Annotated in this window: 23 protein-coding genes; 7 read left to right on the top strand and 16 right to left on the bottom strand. The window is 60.1% G+C overall.

Going from position 1 to position 25011, the window contains the following annotated elements:
* Positions 1–384: 384 nt before the first annotated feature.
* The 4 genes from B7L71_RS12675 to B7L71_RS12660 form a co-directional block, all read right to left on the bottom strand.
* Complete coding sequence (locus B7L71_RS12675) at positions 385–2190, bottom strand: acyl-CoA dehydrogenase C-terminal domain-containing protein (protein ID WP_081138406.1); 1806 nt, start codon at positions 2188–2190, stop codon at positions 385–387.
* A 228-nt stretch (positions 2191–2418) separates the two neighbouring features.
* Positions 2419–3186 (bottom strand): SDR family NAD(P)-dependent oxidoreductase, encoded by a 768-nt coding sequence (locus B7L71_RS12670; RefSeq protein WP_081138404.1) that lies wholly within the window; start codon positions 3184–3186, stop codon positions 2419–2421.
* A 31-nt stretch (positions 3187–3217) separates the two neighbouring features.
* Entirely contained in the window at positions 3218–4894 is a 1677-nt protein-coding gene (locus B7L71_RS12665) for an AMP-binding protein (protein WP_081138402.1), read from the bottom strand.
* 222 nt (positions 4895–5116) lie between these two features.
* The gene (locus B7L71_RS12660) at positions 5117–5680 is read right to left on the bottom strand and encodes a TetR/AcrR family transcriptional regulator (protein WP_081138400.1); all 564 of its coding nucleotides are present in this window, start codon (positions 5678–5680) and stop codon (positions 5117–5119) included.
* A gap of 126 nt (positions 5681–5806) precedes the next feature.
* Between B7L71_RS12660 and B7L71_RS12655 the strand changes: the two genes are divergently transcribed.
* From B7L71_RS12655 to B7L71_RS12635, 5 genes are all read left to right on the top strand, one after another.
* Positions 5807–6994: an acetyl-CoA C-acyltransferase gene (locus tag B7L71_RS12655; RefSeq protein ID WP_081138398.1), complete on the top strand. Its 1188-nt coding sequence runs from the start codon at positions 5807–5809 to the stop codon at positions 6992–6994.
* Positions 6995–7133: 139 nt separating this feature from the next.
* A complete protein-coding gene (gene arsH / locus B7L71_RS12650; RefSeq protein WP_016914318.1) occupies positions 7134–7853 on the top strand; it encodes an arsenical resistance protein ArsH in 720 nt (239 codons plus the stop codon).
* A 13-nt stretch (positions 7854–7866) separates the two neighbouring features.
* Positions 7867–8940, top strand: a complete 1074-nt coding sequence (gene arsB / locus B7L71_RS12645) for an ACR3 family arsenite efflux transporter (protein ID WP_081138396.1) — start codon at positions 7867–7869, stop codon at positions 8938–8940.
* A gap of 13 nt (positions 8941–8953) precedes the next feature.
* Positions 8954–9358: an arsenate reductase (glutaredoxin) gene (arsC, locus tag B7L71_RS12640; protein WP_081138394.1), complete on the top strand. Its 405-nt coding sequence runs from the start codon at positions 8954–8956 to the stop codon at positions 9356–9358.
* A 28-nt stretch (positions 9359–9386) separates the two neighbouring features.
* On the top strand, positions 9387–9701 hold the full coding sequence (locus B7L71_RS12635) for a CC/Se motif family (seleno)protein (RefSeq protein WP_081138392.1): 315 nt from the start codon (positions 9387–9389) through the stop codon (positions 9699–9701).
* On the opposite strand, the gene B7L71_RS12630 is transcribed toward B7L71_RS12635, so the two are convergent.
* The 9 genes from B7L71_RS12630 to B7L71_RS12590 form a co-directional block, all read right to left on the bottom strand.
* Positions 9666–10817 carry an MFS transporter gene (locus tag B7L71_RS12630; protein ID WP_081138418.1) on the bottom strand — a complete coding sequence of 384 codons (1152 nt, stop codon included), beginning with the start codon at positions 10815–10817 and terminating at the stop codon, positions 9666–9668. The genes B7L71_RS12635 and B7L71_RS12630 overlap by 36 nt on opposite strands.
* Positions 10814–12037, bottom strand: coding sequence for an organoarsenical effux MFS transporter ArsJ (gene arsJ / locus B7L71_RS12625; RefSeq protein ID WP_016914322.1), 1224 nt, complete (start codon positions 12035–12037; stop codon positions 10814–10816). The genes B7L71_RS12630 and arsJ overlap by 4 nt, the downstream gene beginning before the upstream one ends.
* Positions 12030–13061 carry an ArsJ-associated glyceraldehyde-3-phosphate dehydrogenase gene (locus tag B7L71_RS12620; RefSeq protein WP_081138390.1) on the bottom strand — a complete coding sequence of 344 codons (1032 nt, stop codon included), beginning with the start codon at positions 13059–13061 and terminating at the stop codon, positions 12030–12032. The genes arsJ and B7L71_RS12620 overlap by 8 nt, the downstream gene beginning before the upstream one ends.
* Before the next feature lie 129 nt (positions 13062–13190).
* Positions 13191–13937, bottom strand: coding sequence for a phosphate ABC transporter ATP-binding protein PstB (pstB, locus tag B7L71_RS12615; protein ID WP_050980293.1), 747 nt, complete (start codon positions 13935–13937; stop codon positions 13191–13193).
* 90 nt (positions 13938–14027) lie between these two features.
* On the bottom strand, positions 14028–15386 hold the full coding sequence (gene pstA, locus B7L71_RS12610; RefSeq protein ID WP_016914325.1) for a phosphate ABC transporter permease PstA: 1359 nt from the start codon (positions 15384–15386) through the stop codon (positions 14028–14030).
* 6 nt (positions 15387–15392) lie between these two features.
* Positions 15393–16772 (bottom strand): phosphate ABC transporter permease subunit PstC, encoded by a 1380-nt coding sequence (pstC, locus tag B7L71_RS12605; protein WP_081138388.1) that lies wholly within the window; start codon positions 16770–16772, stop codon positions 15393–15395.
* A 102-nt stretch (positions 16773–16874) separates the two neighbouring features.
* Entirely contained in the window at positions 16875–17894 is a 1020-nt protein-coding gene (locus B7L71_RS12600; protein WP_081138386.1) for a substrate-binding domain-containing protein, read from the bottom strand.
* A gap of 169 nt (positions 17895–18063) precedes the next feature.
* Entirely contained in the window at positions 18064–18810 is a 747-nt protein-coding gene (locus B7L71_RS12595; protein ID WP_081138416.1) for a sulfite exporter TauE/SafE family protein, read from the bottom strand.
* Positions 18811–18818: 8 nt separating this feature from the next.
* Positions 18819–19994 carry a multidrug effflux MFS transporter gene (locus tag B7L71_RS12590; protein ID WP_081138384.1) on the bottom strand — a complete coding sequence of 392 codons (1176 nt, stop codon included), beginning with the start codon at positions 19992–19994 and terminating at the stop codon, positions 18819–18821.
* A gap of 162 nt (positions 19995–20156) precedes the next feature.
* Between B7L71_RS12590 and B7L71_RS12585 the strand changes: the two genes are divergently transcribed.
* Both B7L71_RS12585 and tal read left to right on the top strand, forming a co-directional pair.
* On the top strand, positions 20157–21812 hold the full coding sequence (locus B7L71_RS12585; RefSeq protein WP_081138382.1) for a methyl-accepting chemotaxis protein: 1656 nt from the start codon (positions 20157–20159) through the stop codon (positions 21810–21812).
* 25 nt (positions 21813–21837) lie between these two features.
* Entirely contained in the window at positions 21838–22776 is a 939-nt protein-coding gene (gene tal, locus B7L71_RS12580) for a transaldolase (RefSeq protein WP_081138380.1), read from the top strand.
* Between the two features lie 72 nt (positions 22777–22848).
* Here the strand turns inward: tal and B7L71_RS12575 are convergent, their stop codons facing one another.
* From B7L71_RS12575 to B7L71_RS12565, 3 genes are all read right to left on the bottom strand, one after another.
* A complete protein-coding gene (locus B7L71_RS12575) occupies positions 22849–23364 on the bottom strand; it encodes an STAS domain-containing protein (protein ID WP_081138378.1) in 516 nt (171 codons plus the stop codon).
* Positions 23354–24547, bottom strand: a complete 1194-nt coding sequence (locus tag B7L71_RS12570; RefSeq protein ID WP_081138377.1) for a PP2C family protein-serine/threonine phosphatase — start codon at positions 24545–24547, stop codon at positions 23354–23356. The genes B7L71_RS12575 and B7L71_RS12570 overlap by 11 nt, the downstream gene beginning before the upstream one ends.
* An 8-nt stretch (positions 24548–24555) precedes the next feature.
* A partial coding sequence (locus B7L71_RS12565) for an MlaA family lipoprotein (protein WP_139790134.1) occupies positions 24556–25011 on the bottom strand: 456 nt, incomplete at its 5' end.

Raw genomic sequence — 25011 nt, 5'->3', positions numbered from 1 at the left:
AGCGATACCACTGCAATCATTTCGCTGTGACTGGCTCGGTGACCTGAACCGTGTTGCCTCAGCGAGGAAGGCGTATTCTACGCATTCCGCGGTGTTTGTCAAGGGCTGTTTTCAGCGCGTGAAGCGAGCGATCAATCCAGCCAACAGATGACGCTAACTTCCTGACAAACCGAAGGTTTTACAACCTTCTTCACCGCTGGTAACGCTTGGCGTCCCCGGCAGCGGATGCGTACTTTACGGATTCGCTGCCGGGTTGGCAAGGGCTATTTTGAAAAAACCTTAAAATAGTCGAGATAAAAAAGCGGCAGGTAATGCCCGAGGGCAAACCTGCCGCAAACCACCGATCAGTACCCTGACCAGAGAGTGCCTGGCAAAGGCGTGGGCTTAGATCTCGAAGCCCAGGCCAAAATCTTCGCTGGAAATCGCCATCAAGCTACCGGCACCTGCCTGGATCATGGCGGCGTGCGCCCTGGTACGTGGCAGCAGACGCTGGTAGTAGAAACGCGCGGTATTCAGTTTGGCCGTGTAGAAAGCGGCATCTTCACCCCCCTGTGCGCTAGCGGCCTGCTTGGCAGCGCGAGCAAACAGATAGGCGACAGCGACATAGCCGGAGTACATAAGGTAATCGACGCTGGCAGCCCCTACTTCTTCACGATCCTGCATGGCTTTCATACCGATACCCATGGTGAGTTCACCCCACTGGGCATTGAGCTTGGCCAGCGGCTCGATGAATTCCTTGAGCGCAGGGTTGTCGGCTTCAGCCTGGCAGAACTTGTGGATCTCCTTGGTGAAGACCTTGAGAGATTCACCCTGGCTCATCAGCACCTTGCGGCCCAGCAGATCCAGCGCCTGGATACCGGTCGTGCCTTCATAGAGACGCGTGATACGCGCATCACGTACCAACTGCTCCATGCCCCACTCTTTGATGAAACCGTGACCGCCAAAAATCTGCACGCCTTCATTGGTACACTCGAAGCCCACTTCCGTCAGGAAGGCCTTCACGATCGGCGTCAGCAGGCCAAGCAAGGTCTCGGCACGCTCCTTCTCTTCACCTGCTGCGCCATGCTCGACCACATCCAGCATCTGGGCGGTGTACAGCACCAGCATGCGCCCGCCTTCTGCAAAGGCTTTTTGGGTCAGCAGCATACGACGCACGTCGGGATGGACAATGATCGGGTCGGCGGCTTTATCAGGGGCCTGAACACCTGAAAGGCCACGCATCTGCAAACGATCACGGGCATAGCTGAGCGAGTTCTGGAAGCTGGCCTCCATCAGACCAAGCCCTTGAATCCCCACGCCCAGACGGGCCGCATTCATCATGGTGAACATGCAAGCCAAACCCTTGTTCGGCGCGCCTACCAGGTAGCCCGTGGCACCATCGAAGTTCATGACGCACGTTGCGTTGCCGTGAATACCCATCTTGTGCTCAAGAGAGCCACAGCTGACACCATTGCGCTGCCCGGGATTACCCTCGGCATCGGGCAGGAACTTGGGTACGACGAACAGTGAAATGCCTTTGGAGCCTTCCGGCGCATCCGGCAGCTTGGCCAGCACCAGATGGACGATGTTCTCGGCCAGATTGTGCTCACCGGCAGAAATAAAGATCTTGGTGCCGGTGATCTGATACGTGTCGCCCTCAGCAGGAACCGCACGGGTCTTGATCAGCCCAAGGTCGGTACCGCAATGGGGTTCGGTCAAACACATGGTGCCGGTCCATACGCCCTCGACCAGCTTGGTGAGGTAAGTGGCCTTTTGCGCCTCGGTTCCATGATGACGCAGCGCGTCTGCGGCGCCGTGGGAAAGCCCCGGATACATGCCCCACGCCAGGTTGGTGGAGCAGATCATTTCGGAGAGCATCATGGCCAGTGAAGGCGGCAGCCCCTGCCCGCCTTGCTCAGGGTCCGCCGCCAGGCTTGGCCAACCCCCTTCGACATACTGCTGGTAGGCCTCCTTGAAACCACGGGGCGCCTTGACCTCGCCACCTTCCAGCAGACAACCCTCTTCATCACCGCTCTGGTTCAATGGCAGCAGCACGTCACGAGCAAAACGAGCACCCTCTTCCAGAATCGCTCCGACAACATCGGGAGACGCTTCTTCACCGTTGGGGAGTGCCGCGTAGTGGCTGGGGTAATCAAACATTTCGTTCATCACGAAACGCATGTCACGCAGGGGGGCTTGATAGCTGGGCATGTCACTTCTCCTAAACGGGGGGATGAAAGGGCTGCTACTCAGCACACACTTTCAAACACGTGTTTGAAAATTAGCGCGCAGGCCCGACACAGTCAAGCAGTCGTTTGAATTAAACCGCAAAACCGGCTACAACTTTGGTCGCCACCCTTCTAATGGCATGTTTTTAAAATAAAAAAACCTGCCCCAAAAGCACGGGCAGGATATCCATCAGGGCTTACTGAGCGTCGATCACTGCATTCGGATGCCGCCGTCCAGGCGAATCACTTCACCATTGAGCATCGGGTTGGTAATGATCTGCTCGGCCAGCAGCGCGAACTCGTCAGGCTTGCCCAAACGCTTGGGAAAAGGCACCGCAGCGGCCAACGCCTGGGCAGCCTCGTCCGGTATCTCGCTCATCATGGGTGTTTCGAATACCCCTGGCGCAATGGCCATGACACGAATGGCGTGACGCGACAGCTCTCTGGCAGCAGGCAAACTCATGCCCACAACCCCCGCCTTGGAGGCACTGTAGGCGCACTGCCCGACTTGCCCATCGAACGCGGCAATCGATGCGGTATTGATGATGACGCCCCGCTCACCCCCTTCGTCTGGCGGATTGCTGGCCATGGTGGCGGCCGCCAGACGCATGACATTGAAGGTACCTACCAGATTAATCTGAATGGTGCGCGCATAGCTCTCGAGATCTGCCGGGTTGCCTTGCCGATCCACCAGCTTGGCCACGCTGACCACACCCGCACAATGAACCACTCCCGAAAGGCCGCTTTCGCCCCCCAGCGCAACGGCCTTGTTCACCGCCTCCTGCATGTCGTCGGCGGAGGTAATGTCGGCGATGCAGGCGTGCGCCTGAGCCCCCCACTGCTCGGCAAGGTCCGCCACACGATCACTCATGTCGCACAGCACCACCTTCCCACCCGCCTTTACCAGTCGTGCTGCCGTCGCCGCCCCTAACCCTGAGGCCGCCCCGGTAATCAAAAACGTACGATCCTTTACCTGCATGGCACTCTTCCTCTGAATGATGTCCTGTAAATCAAGAGTTGTGGCGCGCTTGCTCGGCGGCTTGAGCACGCAGTTTGAAGCGCTGAATCTTGCCACTGGGTGTTTTGGGCAGCTCATCGACGAACTCGATGACCCGAGGAAAAGCGTGAGTAGAGAGCCGCTCGCGTACCTGCTGGCGAATCTCCTCCGCCAGCGCATCGCTGGGCTCGAAGCCATCGCGCAGTACGATGTACGACTTGATGACTTCGCCACGAATCTCATCCGGCTGCCCCACGGCGGCGGACTCGGCCACCGCCGGGTGCGTCATGACGCTATTCTCGACATCCGTTGGCCCCACTCGGTAGCCCGCCGTGGTAATGATGTCATCATCACGGCCAGCAAACTGGAACGACCCATCTTCATTACGAATGACCACATCGCCGGTCAGGTAGTAGCCGTTGACGAAGGGGTCTTTCTCCTGCCAGGTATAGCCTTGGAAAAAGTGGGCTGGCGAGCGCTTGATATCCACTGCCAGTACGCCAGGCTCGCCAGGCGGCAGCTCGTTGTATTCGGCGTCGAGAATGGCCAGACGATAGCCAGGCATCGGGACGCCCATGGCCCCCACGTGCTTGGGGTGGCCCAGGGAGTGGTGGTTGTTACAGGTCATGCCCGTTTCTGTCTGGCCGTAGTGATCCATCACCGGACAGCCCAACGATTTTTCCACCCAGGTGACCACCTCGGTATTGAGCGGCTCCCCTGCGGAGCTGGCCGCCCGTAGCGTCAGGGTCTGGTGAGCGTCGTCGAACAGGCCAGACGCCTTCATGAGGCGGTAGGCCGTCGGCGCGGCGGCGAAATTGGTGATCTGATGACGTTTCATGAACGCCAGCGCGCCTTCGGCACTGAAGCCAGCTTCGCAAAAGTGTGTCGTTACCCCCAACAGCAGCGGCCCGGCAATGGCGTAATACAGGCCGTAGGCCCAGCCGGGGTCGGCCATGTTCCAGAAACGATCCTCCTCGCGCAGGTCGACCGCCAGCTCCATGTAGAGCGCAAAGGCCGTCATACCCGACAGGGGCACGGCAACGCCTTTGGGCTTGCCGACCGTCCCCGAGGTAAACATCTGCAGGAACGGCTGATCCGGCGACAGCCGGGGCGGGGTATCGCTGATTGACGTATACGTCAATGCCGCCTGCCAATCATGATCCTGGGCATGCTCGCGGGTAGCGCCACCCACGGCCAGCACCGGCGGGCACTGGCTCAGGCCATCGAATTTATAGCGGTTGGCGTGATCGGTTATCACCAGCCTGGTATCTGCCCGCCCCAACCGATAATCGACCGCATCAGGCCCAAACGCGGTAAAGAGCGGCTGGTAGACCGCACCAATCCGCCAGGTGGCGAGCACGGCCACCAGCAGCGCTGCCGAGCGCGGCAGCATGCAGGCAATTCGGTCACCCTCCCCCAGCCCCTGGCTTTTCAGCCACCCTGCCAGATGCCCACTCTGTTGCTCCAGTTCGGCATAGGTCAGCGTGTGGGTTTGGCCTTGGGTATCCTCATGCACCAGCGCCAGCACATCACCACGGCCCTGACGTACGTGCCTTCCACAGCAAGCCTCGTAGGCATTCAGGCACCCATCGTGGTGGTCATCCAGCCTGGCGACGACGCTATCTATTGAAAAATCCTCGAGAAATGTCGAATACGCGGGAAGTGAGGTTGCTGCTGATGTCGCTGTCATGACGGCTCTCTTGTGTTGTTGGTCGTGAGCACTGGGTCAGGCAGGATTCCACGTAGTATTGGTGTTATTGTCCGTTTACGTTAACGGAAGCCTACCGAATATCTCAACGCTAAAAGCATTTACTCAAGAGCGCAAGCCGCAAGCCGCTCGAGAGGGTTAGACGTTGGTCGATCAGACAGCGGTTGGAGAAGCCAGAGGGGGCCAGGAACTATCGAGAAAAAATCATCGAGACAGGATCATCGCGACCAGCTCATCGGCCAGGTCGTCCGGGGTGCGCGGGCCATTGGGATCATACCAGCGAACGGTCCAGTTCAAGGCGCCAAGAATAAAACGTGAAACCAGAAAGCGGTCGCCATGAATGAGCCCTGCTGCCAGAGCATCGTCGATCACCTCGACCCACATGGCCTCGTAGGCATCGCGCAAATGGCTCAGGTGAGCGCTGGCCGCAGGGTCCAGGCGACGCCATTCGAACAGCGCTACCACATGGGCATTACGGTCGGCAAACAGCGTATCGAGGTGCGCGCGCGCCATGGCATGCAATCGCGCCTCTGGCTGATCGGGGCATGCCTGTAGCGCCGCTCTGGCGATGGCCAGTGCGTTCTGAGCGCCCTCCTCGATCACCGCTGCCAGAATTTCCTGCTTATCCTTGAAGTGATGAAACAGGCTGCCAGACTTGATGCCCATTTCCTGGGCTAGCATGCGCACCGTGGTGCGGTCAAAGCCCTCTTGAACGAATAGCTGAGCGGCTAAGCGCGTCAATTCCTTGCGGCGAGGAGAGGCATTCATTACATTCATGTCATTTACACTAGCGCTTGCTTGGTTAGCTAGGAGAAGACCACAGCCCCGCCAGCGGGTCAACGCATCGCTAGCCGCTCAGCACGATAATCACAACAATCTATCAGGAGATAGGCCATGAGTAACGCTACCGACATCGTCTTTTTATCCGCCACCCGCACCCCCATGGGGGGCATGATGGGCAGCCTTTCCACCTTGAGCGCCCCGGAGCTGGCCGCCGTGGCCATACGCGCCGCCATCGAGCGAGCAGGCATCGACGCTGCGCTCGTCGAAGAGGGCATCATGGGCTGCGTTCTGCCTGGCGGAGTCAAGCAAGGTCCGGCACGCCAGGCCATGCGACAGGCAGGCATTCCCGATGCCAATGGTGCCACGACCATCAACAAACTCTGCGGCTCTGGCATGAAAGCGGCCATGCTGGCCCATGACCTGATCAAGGCGGGCAGTGGAGCAATAGTGCTGGCAGGCGGCATGGAGTCCATGTCGAATGCCCCCCATGTGCTGACCAAGGCACGCGGCGGCTATCGCCTGGGCCACGGTGAGCTGAAGGACCACATGTTTCTCGATGGCCTGGAAGATGCCGAAACCGGCAAGCTGATGGGGGTCTTTGCACAAGAGGTGGCCACCGAGCGTGGCTACAGCCGTGAACGGCTGGACGATTTCGCCATCGCCTCGCTGGAACGGGCCATGGCCGCCACCAACCATGGTGACCTGGATGCCGAGATGGCACCCGTCACCGTCACGACCCGCCAGGGTGAATCCGTGGTGACCCACGATGAGCAGCCCTTTCAGGCCAAACTGGACAAGATTCGCCAGCTGCGTCCAGCGTTTGCAAAAGATGGCACCATTACCGCCGCAAATGCGAGTTCGATCTCCGACGGCGCCTCGGCGCTGATTTTATCGAGCCATGAAGCAGCACAGCGTCACGGTGTCAAACCGCTGGCCAGAATGCTGGGGCATGCCACCCACTCGCGTCATCCCAGCGAGTTTACCATCGCGCCGGTAGGAGCCATCGAGAAGCTGATGAAAAAGCTTGGCTGGGGCGTCAATGATGTGGACCTGTTCGAGATCAACGAAGCCTTTGCGGTCGTCACGCTGATGGCCATGGATGATCTGGGCCTGCCTCATGAAAAGGTCAACGTGTTTGGCGGCGCCTGTGCCCAGGGGCATCCCATCGGCTCTACCGGCTCACGCATCATCGCCACGCTGATTCATGCCTTGCGCCAGAAAGGCGGCAAACGCGGCATCGCCAGCTTGTGCATTGGCGGCGGTGAAGCAACCGCCGTGGCGGTCGAGCTGATCGACTGATTCACAGCGCGCTTCATGGCGGCAGCGATGAAGCGCGTCTGGACCATGGCTGACAAAATGGTGGAGGTTGCCATAAAAGATATATGAAAATTCATATATCAATGCCAAAATGAAGGACATCGTTTTAACGGACCTTCACATGGCACACTTCGACACCTTACCCAACCTCGACCCTGCCCTGTTCAAGATTCCCAGCCCGGAATCCCTGGGGTTGACGAGTAACGACCTCCCCTCCCCCAACATCCTGCTGCTGTATGGCTCGCTACGCAAACGCTCCTTCAGCCGACTGGTCGTCGAGGAAGCTGCGCGCCTGCTCGAAGCCATGGGGGCTCAAACACGCATCTATGACCCCAGCGGACTGCCTCTCCCCGATGCCGAGGATGCCAGCCACCCCAAAGTGGAAGAGCTGCGCACACTGGCCCAGTGGGCGGAAGGCATGGTCTGGTGCTCCCCCGAACGGCATGGCGCCATGACCGGCATCATGAAGGCACAGATCGACTGGATTCCTCTGGCACTGGGGGGTGTCAGACCCACCCAAGGCAAGACACTGGCAGTCATGCAGGTGTGCGGCGGTTCCCAGTCGTTCAATACGGTGAATCAGCTGCGTATTCTGGGTCGCTGGATGCGGATGCTGACCATTCCCAACCAATCCTCGGTGCCCAAGGCCTTCATGGAGTTCGATGACGACGACCGCATGAAACCCTCACCTTTCTATGACCGCATCGTGGACGTCATGGAAGAGCTGATGAAATTCACGCTGCTGACCCGAGAGCGCAGCGACCTGCTGACCGACCGCTACTCCGAGCGCAAGGAGAGTGCCGAAGAGCTCTCCCGACGGGTCAACCAGCGCGCCATTTGAACGAGGAGTGAACATGACACAGCCACAGCCAGCCACCCCCAGCAGCGCCGACATGGGACTTTTCGAGCGCTATTTGTCGCTCTGGGTGGCCATTGCCATCATGGTCGGTATCGCCGTGGGTCAATGGGCGCCCCAGGTACCGGAAACCCTGGCGCGCTTTGAGTATGCTCAGGTGTCGCTGCCCATCGCCGTGCTGATCTGGGCAATGATTTTCCCGATGATGGCCCAAATCGACTTCAGCGCGGTCGCCGGTGTGCGCCGTCAGCCCAAGGGGCTGACCATCACCACCACCGTCAACTGGCTGATCAAGCCATTCACCATGTTCGCGCTGGCCTGGCTCTTCTTCATGGTGATTTTCCGCCCGTTCATCCCTGAAGCGCTGGCCAACCAGTATCTGGCCGGGGCGATTCTGCTGGGGGCCGCCCCCTGCACGGCCATGGTGTTCGTATGGAGCTACCTGACACGGGGCGACGCGGCTTACACCCTGGTACAGGTAGCGCTGAATGATCTGATCATGCTGTTTGCCTTTGCCCCCATCGTGGTTCTGCTGTTGGGCATCTCGAACATCCAGGTCCCGTGGAACACGGTGCTGCTCTCGGTCGTGCTCTACATCGTCATTCCCCTGGCCGCTGGCTATGTCACTCGCAAAGCGCTGATGGCCAGAAAAGGCGCCGAATGGTACGACAAGGTGTTCATGAAACGCCTGGCCCCGGTCACCCCCATGGGCCTGATCGTCACGCTGGTCTTACTGTTTGCTTTTCAAGGCGATGTCATCCTGAGCAATCCGCTGCATATCGTGCTGATTGCCATTCCGCTGATCATTCAGACCTTTCTTATTTTCTTCATCGCCTACGGTTGGGCCAAGGCGTGGCGCGTACCGCATAATATCGCCGCACCGGGAGCAATGATTGGTGCCAGCAATTTTTTTGAACTCGCCGTGGCCGCCGCCATCGCGCTGTTTGGCCTGCAGTCTGGAGCAGCCCTAGTCACGGTGGTCGGCGTGCTGGTAGAAGTGCCGCTCATGCTGGCCCTGGTGCGTATCGCCAATAAAACGCGCGCGCATTTTCCTGCAGCCCAACCCTCCTGATGAGGACCCCGCCATGATCGTGATCTATCACAACCCTGCGTGTGGCACGTCGCGTAATACGCTGGCCATGATCGAAGCATCGGGAGAAACGCCCCAGGTGATCCACTACCTGGAAACGCCGCCCAGCCGAGAGCGGCTGTTGGCACTGCTGGCCATGATGCAGCTGCCCCCCAGGGCGCTCTTGCGCCAGAAAGGGACGCCTTATGATGAACTGCAGCTCGACGACCCGACGTTGAGCGATGACCAGCTCATCGACGCCATGATGGCTCACCCGCTGCTCATCAACCGGCCTATCGTCAGTACGCCCAAGGGCACGCGATTATGCCGCCCATCCGAGCAGGTATTGGCGCTCCTGGACCACCCTGTTGCACAATTTACCAAGGAAGACGGAGAGACCGTTTACTATCCCCCCACCTAACGGCCCGGCATGGGCAGCCAGGAGCGTCATGCGTCAAGTCATCGAGATGGAGCACCCTGCCGTGGCATTCATCCAGCAGCATGGAGGCGTGGTGACGGTACGCCGTTCGCCACGTCATGGCTGCTGTGGCGGGACGGCACATATCGCCGTGGCAGAGCTGGGCGCGCCAAGCGATACATCGGCCTTCGAATATCATCAGTTGCCAGAGACCGGCCTCTGGATAGAGCCGTCCCTTGCCTGGCAAGGCCTGCGATTACGAGTGGAAGGATGGTGGATATTCAGGCGGCTATTCCTGGATGGCGCCCCGTTAACGCCGGGGAGCCGGGATACTCAGCAGCGCTAGCGTGGCTGCCAGCATGAGCAGCGACGTCAGCCATAGCGCGGATGCGCCCCACTGGTCGATCAGCAGCCCAAACAGCAGCGGCGCCAGGGCTTGCAAGGCCCGAGCGGGCATCATGATGAGCCCCTGCCTGCGCCCAAAACCCTGCGGGCCAAACAGTGCCAGGGGCAGCGTCCCCGAGGCAATCGTCATCATGCCGTTACCCGCGCCATGCAGCAACGCAAACCCAGCGGCCGGCATGCCGAAAAACGTCAGCAACCCGGCGCCCACGGGATGCAGCGTGGTAGCGATCCTGCCTGCGAACAAGGGGTGAAAATGGCGCAGCAAAACGAACTCTCCCATACGCGCCGCTACTTGCGCAGGCCCCACCAGAGCAGCCGCTGCAATCGCCATCGACAGAGAAACGCCACTCTCCTGCAGCAGCCTGGGAAGGTGGGCGGCCATGGCCGTGGAGACGAACCACCCTGCCGCGAACACGTACGCCAGCAGCAGCAGGGTAACACGCGGCTGTTCAGGCGCCTCAGACGCAGGGCTCGACGCGCTGGAGAGCGCTCGCTCGGCCTTGGGCAAGCGAGCGTTCAAGGGCATTCCCAACACGACATGGGCAAGCGCCCAGCTGGCGCAAGCAGCACGCCAGCCCCACTCGCTCTCGATGAAGGCAGTGATGGGCCAGCCAAGAGTACTGGCAAATCCTGCCACCAGGGTCACGCCGGTAATCGAGGCCCTGGCGTGACTCCCCAGCAGCCGCCCCAGCGTGGCAAAGGCCGCATCGTAAAGACCCAGCGCCATGCCCACGCCCATCAGCAACCATGCCAGCACCAGTGTCACCGCCCCTTGCGCCAGCGCCAGTGCCAACAAGCCCACCGCCATGATGGCGTTCGAGGCCATCAGCACACCGCGCCCGCCCTGACGATCGATCAAGCGCCCGACGCTGGGTCCCAACATGGCGACCAGCAGCAACGCAGCCGAGAAGGCGCCAAATACCCAGCGAGTGGACAACTCCAATTCCAGCGCCATGGGCCCCGCCAGAATGGCGGGCAGATAGTAGCTGGACGTCCAGGCAAGGGTCTGGGTACTCCCCAGGGTGAGCGTCAGGCCAGCGCCAGGCGAGCGAATCACGCCACCTGCCTGGGCAGCGCCAGTGCCATGAGCGCGCTGGCAGCCACCAGCGCCGCCGCCACCCACAGGCACGCACTCAAACCATAGGCCATGTAGAGCCAGCCCGAGAGCAGCGTGCCGACCAGGCGGCCCATGGCGTTGGCCATGTAGTAGAAGCCTACGTCCATGGACACGCCATCGGCACGGGCATAGTGGACGATCAGATAACTGTGCCAGCTGGAGTTGACGGCAAACAGCACGCCGAAGGCCAGCAGCCCCACTACCAGCCACCCCACCTGTGCCAGGGGCAGCAGAGCCAGCAGAATGGCGAGCACGGCAAGCGCGGCGGCCCAGCCAGCCGTGAGCATCCGAGCGTCTCCACGGAACAGTGCGGTGAGCCTGGGCGCCTGGGTCTGCACCCCGCCGTAGCCAATGATCCAGGCGGCCAATAGCCCACCCACGGTCCAGTGGCTCCAGCCATGCTGATCATAGAGGAATACCGGCAAGGCCACGACAAACCACACGTCCCGGGAGGCGAACAGGCAGAAGCGCGCCGCCGAAAGCACATTGATGGCGCGGGACTTGGAGAAAATCTCGGAAAACTTTGGCTTGACCTTCTGTTTGCCAAGGTCAGCCTTCAACCGCCACAGCGACAGCCCCAGCACGGCACCCAGCATCAGCGCCATGGCCACCACCGCGCCGCGAAAGCCGATCAGCGTCAACAGCACGCCGCCCACAAAAAAGCCCAGCCCTTTCAGGGCATTTTTGGAGCCGGTCAACATCGCTACCCAGCGGTACAAGGCGCTGTTGGCATTGGCGCTATCAGCCGGCACCAGCACTTTCACCGCGCTTTTGGCGCTCATCTTGTTCAGGTCTTTGGCAATACCCGACAGCGCCTGGGCCGCCATGACCCAAACGACGGTAAGCATTCCGGCAGGCACCATGAGCATGGCAAGCGCCACGATCTGCAGCCCCAGCCCCACGTTCATGGTGCGGTTGAGCCCCAACCGCGCGCCCAACCACCCTCCCACCAGATTGGTCACCACGCCAAACGCTTCGTAGAACAGAAACAGCATGGCGATTTGCAGCGGCGAGTAACCCAACTGGTGGAAGTACATCACCACCAGCATCCGCAGGGCCCCATCGGTGATGGTAAACGCCCAGTAGTTGCCCGTGATCAGCATATACTGGCGCACTTCGAAAGGCAGTGCGCCAATGCGTGCCCTGAGCGACTCAGCCACGGCGCGCCTGCTCCTTGCCCACCTTCCAGGCAAGCTCAGCGGTGCGGTTGGCATACCCCCACTCGTTGTCGTACCAGGCGTAGAGCTTCAGCTGCGTACCATTCACGACCATGGTCGAGAGCGCATCGATGACCGAACTGCGCGGGTCGGTGCGATAGTCGATAGACACCAGCGGCCGCTCCTCGTAACCCAGAATCCCCTTCAAGGGCCCCTCTGCGGCCATCTTGAGCGCCTGATTGACCTCCTCGACGGTCACTTCGCGCTCGAGCTCGAATACCATATCGGTCAGCGAGGCATTGGCCAGCGGCACGCGAATCGCATGGCCGTTCAGCTTGCCGGTCAGTTCGGGAAAGATGGCGGTGATCGCCTTGGCCGAACCGGTGGTGGTGGGAATCAGGCTCATGCCGCAGGCGCGCGCCCGGCGCAGGTCCTTGTGCGGTGCGTCCAGAATCGTCTGGGTATTGGTAATGTCGTGCACCGTGGTCATGGAACCATGACGAATACCGAACGTTTCCAGAATGACCTTGACTACGGGGGCCAGACAGTTGGTGGTGCAGCTGGCCGCAGTGACGATGCGGTGCGTAGCAGGGTCGAACAGATGATCGTTGACGCCCACCACCACGTTGAGCACGCCCTCCTCCTTGACCGGCGCACTGACCACCACACGCTCGACCCCCTGATCCAGATAGGCCTGCAGCTTCTCCGTGGTTTTCATCTTGCCGGAGCATTCGATCACCACATCGCAACCAGACCAGTCACCTTCGGCAATCGTCTTGTGGGCGCTGAAGGCGATGGTACGGCCATCGATGGTGATCGCCTCCGGGGTAGCGCCAATGCCCTGCCCCGGCGCCCACTGGCCATGTACCGAGTCGAACTCCAGCAGGTGAGCAAACGTCGCCGCATCGCCGCCCGGGTCGTTGATGCGCACCAGGGTTACCTCGTCGGCAGCGGCTCGCGCCCACAGGCTGCGCAGTGCCAGACGACCAATACGGCCAAACCCGTTGATACCAATGCGTAGTGACATGCTGAACCTCCAGAGCCAAGTGAATCGTCAATATATGAAAAATCATATATTAAAAATCAAAAAAAACCAGCTATCGAACCCGCAGGCGGCCACGCCCCCTGCGGGTAACCCGTGATCAGTACGGCGTGATCACCCGAAGCGCCCCGTGATGTAATCGTGGGTACGCTGGTCTTGCGGATTGGTGAAGATCTGGTCGGTGCTGTCCACCTCCACCAGGTCCCCCATGTGGAAGAACGCCGTACGGTCGGCCACGCGTGCCGCCTGCTGCATGTTGTGGGTCACCATGACGATGGTATAGCTCTCGCTGAGCTCATCGATCAGCTGTTCCACCTTGGCCGTTGCGATGGGGTCGAGGGCCGAGCACGGCTCATCCATCAGGATGATGTCCGGGCTGACGGCCACGGTGCGAGCAATGCACAGGCGCTGCTGCTGGCCACCCGACAACCCGGTGCCCGGCTGATCCAGTCGATCCTTGACCTCTTCCCAGAGCCCGGCACGGCGCAGGCTGCTCTCGACGATGTCGTCCAGCTCGGCCTTGCGCTTTGCCAGACCGTGCAGACGCGGGCCATAAGCGATGTTTTCATAAATCGACTTGGGAAACGGATTGGGCTTCTGAAACACGATGCCTACCTGGGCACGCAGGAGTACCACATCGCGATCCGGGGCATAGATATCCTTGTCATCCAGGGTGATCTTGCCCTCGACCCGACAGATGTCGATGGTGTCGTTCATGCGGTTCAAGCAGCGCAGAAAGGTCGACTTACCGCAGCCAGAAGGCCCGATGAACGCCAGCACTTCGTTTTCGTACACATCCAGGCTGATACCATTGATCGCCTGACTGGCACCGTAAAAGACCTTGACGTCCTGGGCGCTCATCTTGACCTTGTCGGTGGCTTTACTGGTGCGGCTCTCGCCAGCGCCTACGCTCACCAATGGGGATGTCTTGGGCTCTGTTGAAGTATTCACTTACCACCTCGTCTCGAATTTTTTACGCAGCCAGATTGCCAGTGCGTTCAGGCTCAGCATCAACCCCAGCAGTACAATGATGGCCGCTGACGTACGCGCCTCGAAGAAATTGCGCAGCTCGTTACCCTGCCATAGATAGATCTGTACCGGTAGCGCAGCCGACTGCTCCAATGGCGTGCTGGGCACGTTGGACACGAACGCATTCATGCCGATGAGCAGCAGCGGTGCCGTCTCGCCCAGCGCCTGGGCAACGCCCAGAATGGAGCCCGTCAGGATACCCGGCAGTGCCAAGGGCAATACATGGTGGAAGACCGTCTGCACTTTCGATGCGCCGATCCCCAACGCCGCCTGGCGAATGGAGGGCGGAATCGAGCGCAGCGATGCCCTGGTAGCGATGATGATGGTCGGCAGGGTCATCAGCGTCAGCACCAGGCCGCCCACCAGCGGCGCCGACAGCGGCATGCCCAGATAGCCTATGAAGATGGAAGCCCCCAGCAAGCCGAACACGATGGAAGGCACGGCTGCCAGATTGTTGATATTGATCTCGATGAGATCGGTCAAACGGTTCTTGGGCGCGAACTCTTCCAGGTAGATGGCGCTGGCTACACCAATGGGGACCGAAAGCGTGATCACGATCAGCATCATGAACAGCGACCCCATGAAGGCCCCTGCCAGGCCCGCCGACGCAGGCGAGCTGCGCGAGTCGGTATTCAGGAACAGCGACGTACTGAAGGAGTTACGGATGACGTTCTCATCGTAAAGGCGGTCAGCCCATTCCCGGGTCTGGGCACTCAACTGCTGACGCGCATCCGGCAGCGAGCGGTCGATATTGCCCTTGATCCAGACGTCGACGTTGGCCGCCGCGAGCATTTTCACTTCCACGGTCTGGCCCAGCAAGGAAGGATCCTTGATGAACTTCTCACGCAGTGCAAAGCGCTCACCCGAGGTCACCAGGGCACGCAGATCACGTAGCTGTTGAGGCTCGACCTCGACCCCCAGCGCCTCTTCCATGGCGCGGTCGATCAATGACTGCCAGTTGACCAGTCCTGCCTGGGTCAGCCACGCGGAATAACGTTCGTTGAACGCCGACTGGCTTTCACCGCTGGCGCGCACCGGCTTCTCTTCCAGCTGGATCACTTCGGGGTCGAAGTACACCTCCGGGTAGAGCGTCGCTTGCCAAAACGCCGGCACACCGCGCATCAGAATACTGATGAACAGAATGGCGACCAGGGTCAGGCCGGTCACGACGGCGGCCAACCCGGCAAAGCGAAAACGCTTTTCCTGACGATGACGTCTTGCCAGCGAGTTTTCGATCGTGGTCAGGCGATGCTGACGGCGCTGCTCAATCGTAATAGACATGGTCGCTTACTCGTATTGCTGGCGGTATTTACGCACCACAACCAGTGCGATGACGTTCAGGCCCAGGGTAATGACGAACAGCGTCAAGCCCAGAGCAAAGGCCACCAGCGACTGTGGGCTGGCAAAGTCCATGTCCCCGGTCAACTGGTTAACGATGGTCACGGTGATGGTCGATACCGCCTCGAACGGATTACCGTGCAGTACCGGGTTATTACCGGCCGCCAATACCACGATCATGGTTTCACCGATGGCGCGGCTGGCCGCCAGCAGAAAGGCACCAACGATACCCGGCAGCGCCGCAGGCAATACCACCTGGCGAATGGTCTCGGACTTGGTTGCCCCCAGCCCCAGCGCACCATCGCGCAGTGACTTGGGCACCTGAGTAATAATGTCGTCAGAGAGTGACGATACGAACGGAATGATCATGATGCCCATCACCAGGCCCGCGGTGAGCGCGCTGGTGGTGCGGATATTGATACCGACCATATCGCCCAGGCTGGAAAGGAAAGGCCCAATGACGATCAGGGCAAAGAAGCCGTACACGATGGTCGGGATACCGGCCAGAATTTCGATGATCGGCTTGGCCACGTTACGCAGCCAGGGGGGCGCATATTCGGCCATGTAAATCGCCGTCATCAGCCCCACGGGGATCGCCACCAGCAAGGCAATGATACTCACCATCATGGTGCCCCACAGCAGCGGCAGCAGGCCAAATTCCCCCTGCGCATCGCTTCCCGACGTGCTGAAACGCGGATTCCAGGTCGTACCCAGGAAGAACTCTGCCGGGCTGATGAAGCTGAAGAACTTCAGCGCTTCACCGAGCATCGACAACACGATGCCCACCGTGGTGAAAATCGCGATGGCGGAGCAGGAGGCCAGCGCAATGGAGATGACGCGCTCGACATGATTACGCGCCCGCCACTGAGGGGAAATACGCCGCCGGGCAAACACCAGCCCCACCACGGCCACCACGGCCATCAGCGCGATCAGCGTGGTGTTCTGGAAAGTCTGCAGGCGCGCCATGTGTGCGGCCGCGGCCAACTCCTCGGCGCTTCCCCCTCCGGCCACGTTACGCTCGTTGGCCAGCGCGGTGATACGCCGCAACAAGGTGTTCATTTCACGTTCGCTCATGCCTGCCACCAGCTCGGGGGGCAGTTGCTGAACGACCAGCATATCAATCAACTGTGGTGCCAACAGCGACCACAATATAAATAGGGCAAGCGCTGGCAGCCCACACCACAGGGCCACCAACGCTCCATAATAACCGGGGCGCGAATGCATTCTGACATCGTGCTCTGCCGCAACCGCGCGACTGCGTGTTAACCCCAAGTGGTAAGCCAAGGCCATTATCACGAGTAGCGTGGCTATCAAGGCAATGTTACTCATTCTCTCTCCGCCCATGATTTCCTACGTTTAAGCGCCAGCACCATTTCCATGATGCTGGCGCAATGCCTACCTGATCATCGCTGTTAAGCGATGGCGGCAGTCTTACTCTTCAACGCTTACCACGGTACGGGCTTCGAATTGAGCCAGTGCTTCAGCACGCTCTTCTTCGCTCATTGGGATCAGACCAGCGTCTTCCAGCGGACTGCCGTAGCCAGAAATCATGTCGTTCAGGAAGAACTCGGTGTACTCGGCCAGGCCCGGGATCACGTCCAGGTGCTCGCCCTTCACGTAGAAGAACAGCGGACGAGAAACGGGGTATTCGCCAGAACCGATGGTTTCCAGGCTGGGCGTCACGCCATCCACCGTGGCCACTTGCAGACGGTCACGGTTCTGGTCGTAGAAGCTCAGACCGAAGACACCAACGGCATCTGCCTGGGCATCCAGACGAGCCAGCGTCTCGGTGTAGTCACCGGCGATTTCGACGATACGGCCATCGCCACGCAGCGAGTCACAGGCATCGCCTTCTACGTTGGCGTCGCTTTCACAGCCAGCGTGGATGACTTTCTCTTCGAATACTTCACGGGTGCCGTGGTTGGAAGCCGGAATCACCAGCACGATTTCCTGGTCGGGCAGGCTGCTGTCGATTTCGTTCCAGCGGGTGTAGGGGTTGTCGACCAGCTGACCATCCTGAGTGACTTGAGCGGCAGCGGCCTTGAACACGTGCTCAGGCGTCAGAGCGAACTCGTCACGGTCGATACGCGATGCAAACACGATACCATCGTAGCCGAACATCACTTCGAGGATGTCATTAACGCCGTTTTCGTTACAGTTGGCTACTTCGCCACTGCGGATGGCACGAGAAGAGTTGGCGATGTCGATGGTGTTCTCACCAACGCCCTGACAGAACTGGCGCAGGCCGCCACCGGAGCCACCAGAACCGACGACCGGAGTGTTGAACTGGGAATAAGTGTTACCGAACTCTTCAGCAACGATGCTGGCAAACGGCAGTACCGTCGAAGAACCAGCGATTTGCACGGTGTCACGGGCAGTAGCAGCCGTCGATACGCCGGTAGCAAGAGCGGCAGCAACTACAACACCTAGTGTCTTTTTCGTTACTTTCATCGTCGTGTCCCCTTCTAGTTTCATGCCTGGGCTATTCGATTTGAGCCGTTCGGCAATGTTGGCGATTGGCCTTTCACACCGAGGAGTTTGCACAGCGACGATTGCAGAAATATGACAGCGGTAATTTTTTTAGCGAGGAGTGTTAACGAAGCGTTGGCCTGGGGCACGCTCAAAGCAGCAAGCCCAGTGCCGCCAAGGTACACAGGGCCAATGAACAGCGCTGTAGCAGTACTTTATCCAGCCGATGGGCGACCGCATCGGCCAACGCATTACCAATCAACACGGCAGGCAGGAACGTCAGCGCCAGCTTGAAATGCCAGATGCTGAGCTGCCCCGCCAGCGCCAGCGTCGCCAAGGTCAGCAGTGAGGTGATGACGAAGAAGGCCGCCAGATTGCCGCGCATGCGATCCGGCGAGAAGCCGTGCATCAGCAGCACGATGGGCGGCCCACCAATGGCTGCCACGGTGCCGAAGATGCCCGACAGTACACCGGCCACGAACAGCGTGACGCGATTCACCGGCAAATGAAAACGGCACAGCGTCACGCCGACCGCAAACAGCACGATGGCGGCAATCAGCGTTTCCAGCACGGCCATGGGCGCCGCCAGCAGCAGCCAGATTCCCAGCCCATTACCCGGCAGCCGCCCCACCAGTGCCACGCTAATCTCGCGCAGATGCACTTCGTGCCAATAGCGGCGCACCATCATCAGCGAGACCGTAAAACCGAACAGCACCAGCACCACCGGCACCAGCCGTGGCTCCAGCATCAGCAGCAGCGGTGCCCCGACGACCGCCAGGCCAAACCCCGTGGCACGCTGTACGAAAGCCCCCAGCAGCAGCACCCCGGCACAGGCCAGCCATGTTGCCAGAGAAATTCCCAAAGAGAGCTCCATGGTGAGCGCCAGCCATTCGAGCATCGCCACGCCTAGACCGCCTGGGTGAGCTTTCTCACCCCGATATTACCCAGCAGCGCCGCGCCCAGCATGGTCAGCACCATCGGCCAGAGGTGCTCTACCTGGAAGAGGCCCACCAGCACACCCGCCAGCGCGCCACAGCTGAATTGAATACCCCCCAGCAGCGCCGTGGCCGTGGCGCTGATATGGCCGAAATGATCCAACAGCGACGAAATGGCGTTGGGCGTGATCAGTCCGATCATGCCGGTAAACAGCATCACCAGCGCCACCACCACCGGCAACGAGGCCAGGCCCAGGGCCGTGGCAGCCACCAGTGCCAGCGCGGCGCATAGCTGCACCGTCAAGCCAAAGCGCAGGTTCTGCTGGGGTGTGCGCTTGCGCAGAAGATGGATATTCAGCCGATTGGAGAGCGCAATCATGACCACGTTGACCCCAAACACCAGCGGGTAAACGCCCGGAGAGAGGGAGAAATACTCCAGATAAAGAAAGGGTGAGGCCGTTACGAACGCGAAGAGGCCCGCAAACGAGGCTGCCACGGCGCAAATGTACCCCATCCCTTCCCGGTGACGCAGCACGCTGGCGTAGTTACCCAGCACCTGACGAGGAGTGGCAACAGGCAGGCCCGGGGCGCGGGTTTCAGGCAGGCGTGTTCCCAGCAGCCAGAGCAAAAAGCCTGCATAGACAGCCAGAAACACAAAGATCAGCCACCAGCCTGCAATATGCAGCAGCAGGCTCCCGACCGCCGGTGCCACCAGCGGCGCCAGCATCATGATCATGGCCATGGTGGACATCACCCTGGCAGCCTCACGCCCGCTGAAACAATCCCGCACGATGGCCGCCGAATTCACCACGCAGGCTCCCCCGCCCAGCGCCTGCACGAACCGCCATACCAGCAGCGACGTCAGGCTATCGGCGGTGGTGATCATCAAGCTGGCCAGCATGAAGACCACCAGCCCGCTGAGCAACACGGGCTTGCGGCCCATACGGTCCGACAGCGGGCCAAAACAGAGCTGCCCCAGCGCAAAGCCGAACAGAAACATGCTGATGGAAAGCTCGGTATGGTGAATGCTGGCATCGATACTTTCCGCCAGCACTCCCATGGCAGGTAGGTAGGCATCTATGGCAAAAGGGGCCAACGCCGTATTGGCCGCCACCAATAGCGCTACGCGACGCGGATTGAGTTCCATACATCTCCTCGAAAGCTACGCTGGTTGGCCGCTCGCTGGCCACTTAGGTAGGACGCTAATCATACACACAACCCCAGAATCGCGCATCGCCCACTCAGAACTGAAACATTTGCCCATTAAGCTGCCCGTCATGATTCAAATGACGCTGTCCTGGGGGCCACGATGATACTCAAAAAGCTGGAAAACATTTCGCTACGCAACCTGAGCCTGGCCGCACTGCTATTGATGGCAGGCTGCCTGCTGATGTTCGCCGCACTGGCCTGGCATATCATGCAGCAGAGCCAGCGTGACCTTGCCTCGCTTGAGCAGGTCAATGTCCAGCAGGCCTCCTCGCTGAATCGGCTGCACATTGCCAGCCTGGAAGGTCTCAATCGCATGGACCGTGCTCTGGAGCGCCAATTGCGTCCGTCGCTCGGTGACCCCATCGCAGCGCTGGAAGCCGTCGAGTACGAGCTGAACGAGATGTCCCAGGCGCTGGAAAGTTTCCTTCAGGCCACCCAGAACAGCCCCTATTCAGCGTTGCGCGACGCCATCGATGAGCGCGCCCATCAACTGCTGGCCAGCATGGATGCCCAGCGCAACGCCATTACCACCGGTGACCGCAGCGGCTATCGGCAAATCACCCTGGAAGCCATGGGTCACAGCGAGGCCCTGGCAGGCCATGCTCGGGCGTTTTACCAGGTAGCCGATCAGCAGGGTGTCAGTCTGATGCAGGACGCCAAGCAGCGCGCAGGTATGGTGGCCGCTGGGCTGGCGTTGGGTATGGCGGTCTCCCTGGCCCTGATGGGCGCCTTGATCTGGCTGGGCCACTTCCAGTTGCTACAGCCCATCCGCCACTTGATCAGCCACTTTCGTCATATGGCCGAAGGAGACCTGAGTGCCGAGGTGTCGGCCCGTGGCAACAACGAAATCGGCCAGCTCTATGCGGCCCTGGGGGTCATGCAAAACTCCCTGATCGAGACCGTCAAGCAACTGCATGGCAACAGCCAGCACGTGTTCCAGAGTGCTCAGCGGCTGGCACTGGGTAACGAGGACCTTGCCACGCGCACCCATCAGCAAACCACCTCACTGGACAACACGGCCACCAACGTACATACCCTGACCGATAGCGTGGCCCACACCGCCGAGCATGCCCTGAAGGCCAAGGAACTGACCGAACACGCCACGACACAAGCTCAGCAGAGCCACCACACCATGGAAGCCTTTCTGTCGACCATGGAAGAGATCGATGCCCACGCCAAGCAGGTCAACGACATCGTCAACGTCATCAATGGCATTTCGTTCCAGACGAACCTGCTGGCCCTCAACGCGTCAGTGGAAGCGGCCCGTGCGGGCGAACAGGGGCGCGGCTTTGCCGTGGTGGCCGCTGAAGTGCGTTCACTGGCCACCCGCAGCGCAGAAGCTGCCACCCAGATTCGCGGCCTGCTGGCCTCTTCCAATACCAGTATCGAGCGCGGCAACCAGCTTTCCCGAGATGCCAACCAGCAGTTCGAGGAGATGGTCGGCTCGATCTCCACGACTCACCGCCTGATTACCGATATTGCCGAAGCCGCCCACCTGCAGCACCAGAACATCGAAGAGATCAACGAGACCCTGCAGGAGCAGACCCAGGTGACCCAGGCCAATGCGCTTCAGGTGGATGCCACCGCACAGGACGCCATGTCGCTGGAGTCGGCTGCCGAAGGGATGCGAGAGCAAGCGGCCCGATTCAAGATCAGCCAGCAACCCGAGACCATCGGCTATCAGTGGCGGGCAGCGGATTCTTCGCTATCATCACCGATCAAACATACTCAACGCGAGCCAGCCTTGTTAGAGTAACCATGACTCATACAAGGAGCACTGCATGGCCACTAGTCTATTAAGCCAATTGAAAGAGATGACCACCGTGGTGGCCGATACCGGGGATCTGGAGGCCATTCGTCGCTTCCAGCCCGAGGACGCCACCACCAACCCTTCGCTGATTCTTCAGGCGGCCCAACAGGAGGAGCGCCGTGCTCGTCTGGCCAGTATCGCCAAGGAGAGCACCGACCTGGACGACGCGGTCGATCGGGTGGCGGTGGATATCGGTAGCGAAATCAGCAAGCTGGTTCCCGGCTATGTGTCCACCGAGGTCAGCGCGCGTCTCTCTTTTGACAAGGAAGCGACCATCGCCAAGGCCCACTCGTTGATCGAGCGTTATGCCGAGTACGGCGTGGGTCCCGAGCGTATTCTGATCAAGATGGCTTCCACCTGGGAAGGTATTCAGGCCGCTCACCAGCTGGAGCGCGACGGGATTCGTACCAACCTGACCCTGCTGTTCGGCTTTGCCCAGGCTCAGGCCTGCGCCGATGTCGGCGTCACGCTGATCTCGCCCTTCGTGGGTCGGATTCTGGATTGGCACAAGGCGCGTCAGCCTGATGCCGACTTCAGCGGCGCACAGGACCCGGGCGTACAGTCGGTCAAAGGGATTTACGAGTACTACAAAGGCCACGGCTACCCCACCATCGTGATGGGTGCCAGCTTTCGTAACATCGGTGAAATTCAGGCGCTGGCAGGCTGTGACCGCCTGACCATCTCCCCTGCCCTGCTCAAGGAGCTGGACGAGATCGAGGCCGACCTGCCCCGCCAACTCAGCCCCCTTGGCGCCAGCAGCTCACCGCAAGAAGCCCTGACACAAGCCGATTTTCGCTGGGCAATGAACGAAGACGAGATGGCCACCGATAAGCTGGCCGAAGGTATTCGTAAGTTCATGGCTGACCAGCGCAAGCTGGAAGAACTGCTGAGCACGCTAAGAAAGGGCTAGGCTGCGACTTTTGCACGCCTGCTCACCAGGCGTCTGTGAACAGCCCTCTGGCGCATCATGGGCCAGAGGGCTTTATTTGGCAGGAGCCCCTTGGGCTTCCAGCATCTCCACCAGCGGCTGAAACTGCTCGCGGTTATGCTCGTTCATGTGCATCAGGATACGATGTGCTTCCAGAATGCGGCCGCGCAGCCCCTCTTCGTCGGCGGGCTCCTCGGGCAGCTCTTCCAATACCGTCTCCAGCGGTGCCGACTGCTGCAGCGGTGCCGACATCAGCGTAAAGAAGCGCGCAAACCCCATCACATCCAGCATCTGCCGGACATCCGGATTATCCGCAATGATGGTAGGCGGCTGCTCCAGACGGCCTTTGACGGCCATGGCCACCTTGGCGAGAAAGCCCAGCGCCGTCGAGTCGACGTTCGTCGCCTCGCGCAGGTCAATCATCACCGCACGCAGGCCCGGCGTTTCCGCGAGACGTTGTGCCTGGGTATCGAGTGTGGCGCAGAGTGTGAGTCTTACATCACCACACAGCTTTAGAACAAAAACACCAGAATCGAACGCCGCCTTGATGCGGCCTTCTTCAATCAGCATGACCAAATCCGCTCACCATCATGATTGTCAGGTCATCGGGTAAAGCATCGCGGTCCTGGTTCGCCTCATCGTCCTCGTCGTCTCCACTCAGGAGCGAGTTGGTGTTGGCTAGCCGGTCTCGCAGCTGCTCAAGCGTGACACTTTCGCTTACTAGTTGCTCAAGTTCCGTGAGCCGCGTGTCGAGCGTCTTACCCGGCAAGCATTCCAATACACCATCTGAACACAGCCACAACTGGAAGTTGGCTGGCAGCGGACAGCTAAGCGAAGGATACTCCACATCAGGGAAAAGGCCTACCGGCATTCCTTCCCCCGCCAAACGCGTCAGGTTTCCATCCGCCACCAATAATGGCATGGGAAGCTGGGCGCCGAGCGAATAGTGCAGAGTCTTTTCCTCATGGTCAATAACAGCGACAAATAAAGTGGCGTGTTTGCCGATGTCGGTATCCTGAAGTTCACGGTTCAGGGCCGATAACCAGCGGGGCGGCAACGCCTCAGGGTCCTGACCATCCCACTCGTTCAGCCAGCGGTTACAGAGATACTTCAGCAGCACGGTCACGAAGGCCGAGGAGGCCCCATGGCCGGACACATCGGCAAAATAGAACACGCTAAAGCGCTCGTTGTAACGCTGATAGTCGAGAAAATCGCCCGACAAATAGAGCGACGGCGCAAACCAGTAATCGTAATAGACGCCGCTGATCACCTTGGGCCTTGGCGGCAGCAGACGGCGCTGGATATGCCCACCACTCTGCTGGTCCATTCTCAGCAGGGCCAAATGGGTTTCCAGGCTTTCGTTCAGCTCCGCCAGCCGTTGTCGGTCACGGTCACGCTCCTGGGCCAGTTGATGCAGCTCGATGGCCTTGCGAATCATCCTGCGCAGCAGTTCGGCATGCCTGAGCGGGTGGACGATGTAATCCACCAATCCAGCGTCGATTGCCTTGATCAAATCCGCATCCTGGCGGGTATCACTCACGACCAGTGCGGGCAGGCGATGGGCCAGTTGCGACCACTGCTGCCTGGGCACCGCTCTAGCATGGGCGACGATCAGCGCGGTGCCCACCGGCAGATGATCGATATTGTCTGCGGCAAACACCCACATATCATCACAGGTAATCGCCTCGGCCAGCGCATCACGCTCGCTACCGGGCTCATCGATTACCGCGATCAACTGCTTTGCGTGATCCATGTCTAGCCTCAACCGGCGAAGTCGTCTTCACCAAAGTCGCTATCGTCGAACTCGAAATCGTCCATGGCAAAGGGATCGTCGCCCAGCTCACCATCATTGATCTCGAACTGTCGACGCTGCAAGTAAGCATCGCGAATGAATCGGTAGCGATCCCCACGAATCAGTGACTCCTGATCCAGCAGGCCTGCCCGCAAGTGCACGATATCCAGTGCAGTCAGGCCAGCGCGCAGCTGGTGATCGTCCATGTAGGTGATGGGATGCGCCGCGATATCCAGCGGGAACCCCGACGCATCTCGCAGGGTACGCGGCCCCAGCAGCGGCAGCACCAGATAACGTGAATCTTCCCAGCCCCAGACGGCCAGGGTCTGGCCGAAATCTTCACGCTCGGCGGTGATCTCCATATGCGTCGCATAATCCAACAGCCCCCCGATACCCACCGTGGAGTTGATCAGAAAGCGCGACGT

The sequence above is a fragment of the Halomonas sp. BC2 genome (genome assembly GCF_002078115.1).
Lineage (GTDB): Bacteria > Pseudomonadota > Gammaproteobacteria > Pseudomonadales > Halomonadaceae > Vreelandella > Vreelandella stevensii.
This window is presented reverse-complemented; position numbering and strand designations above follow the sequence as displayed.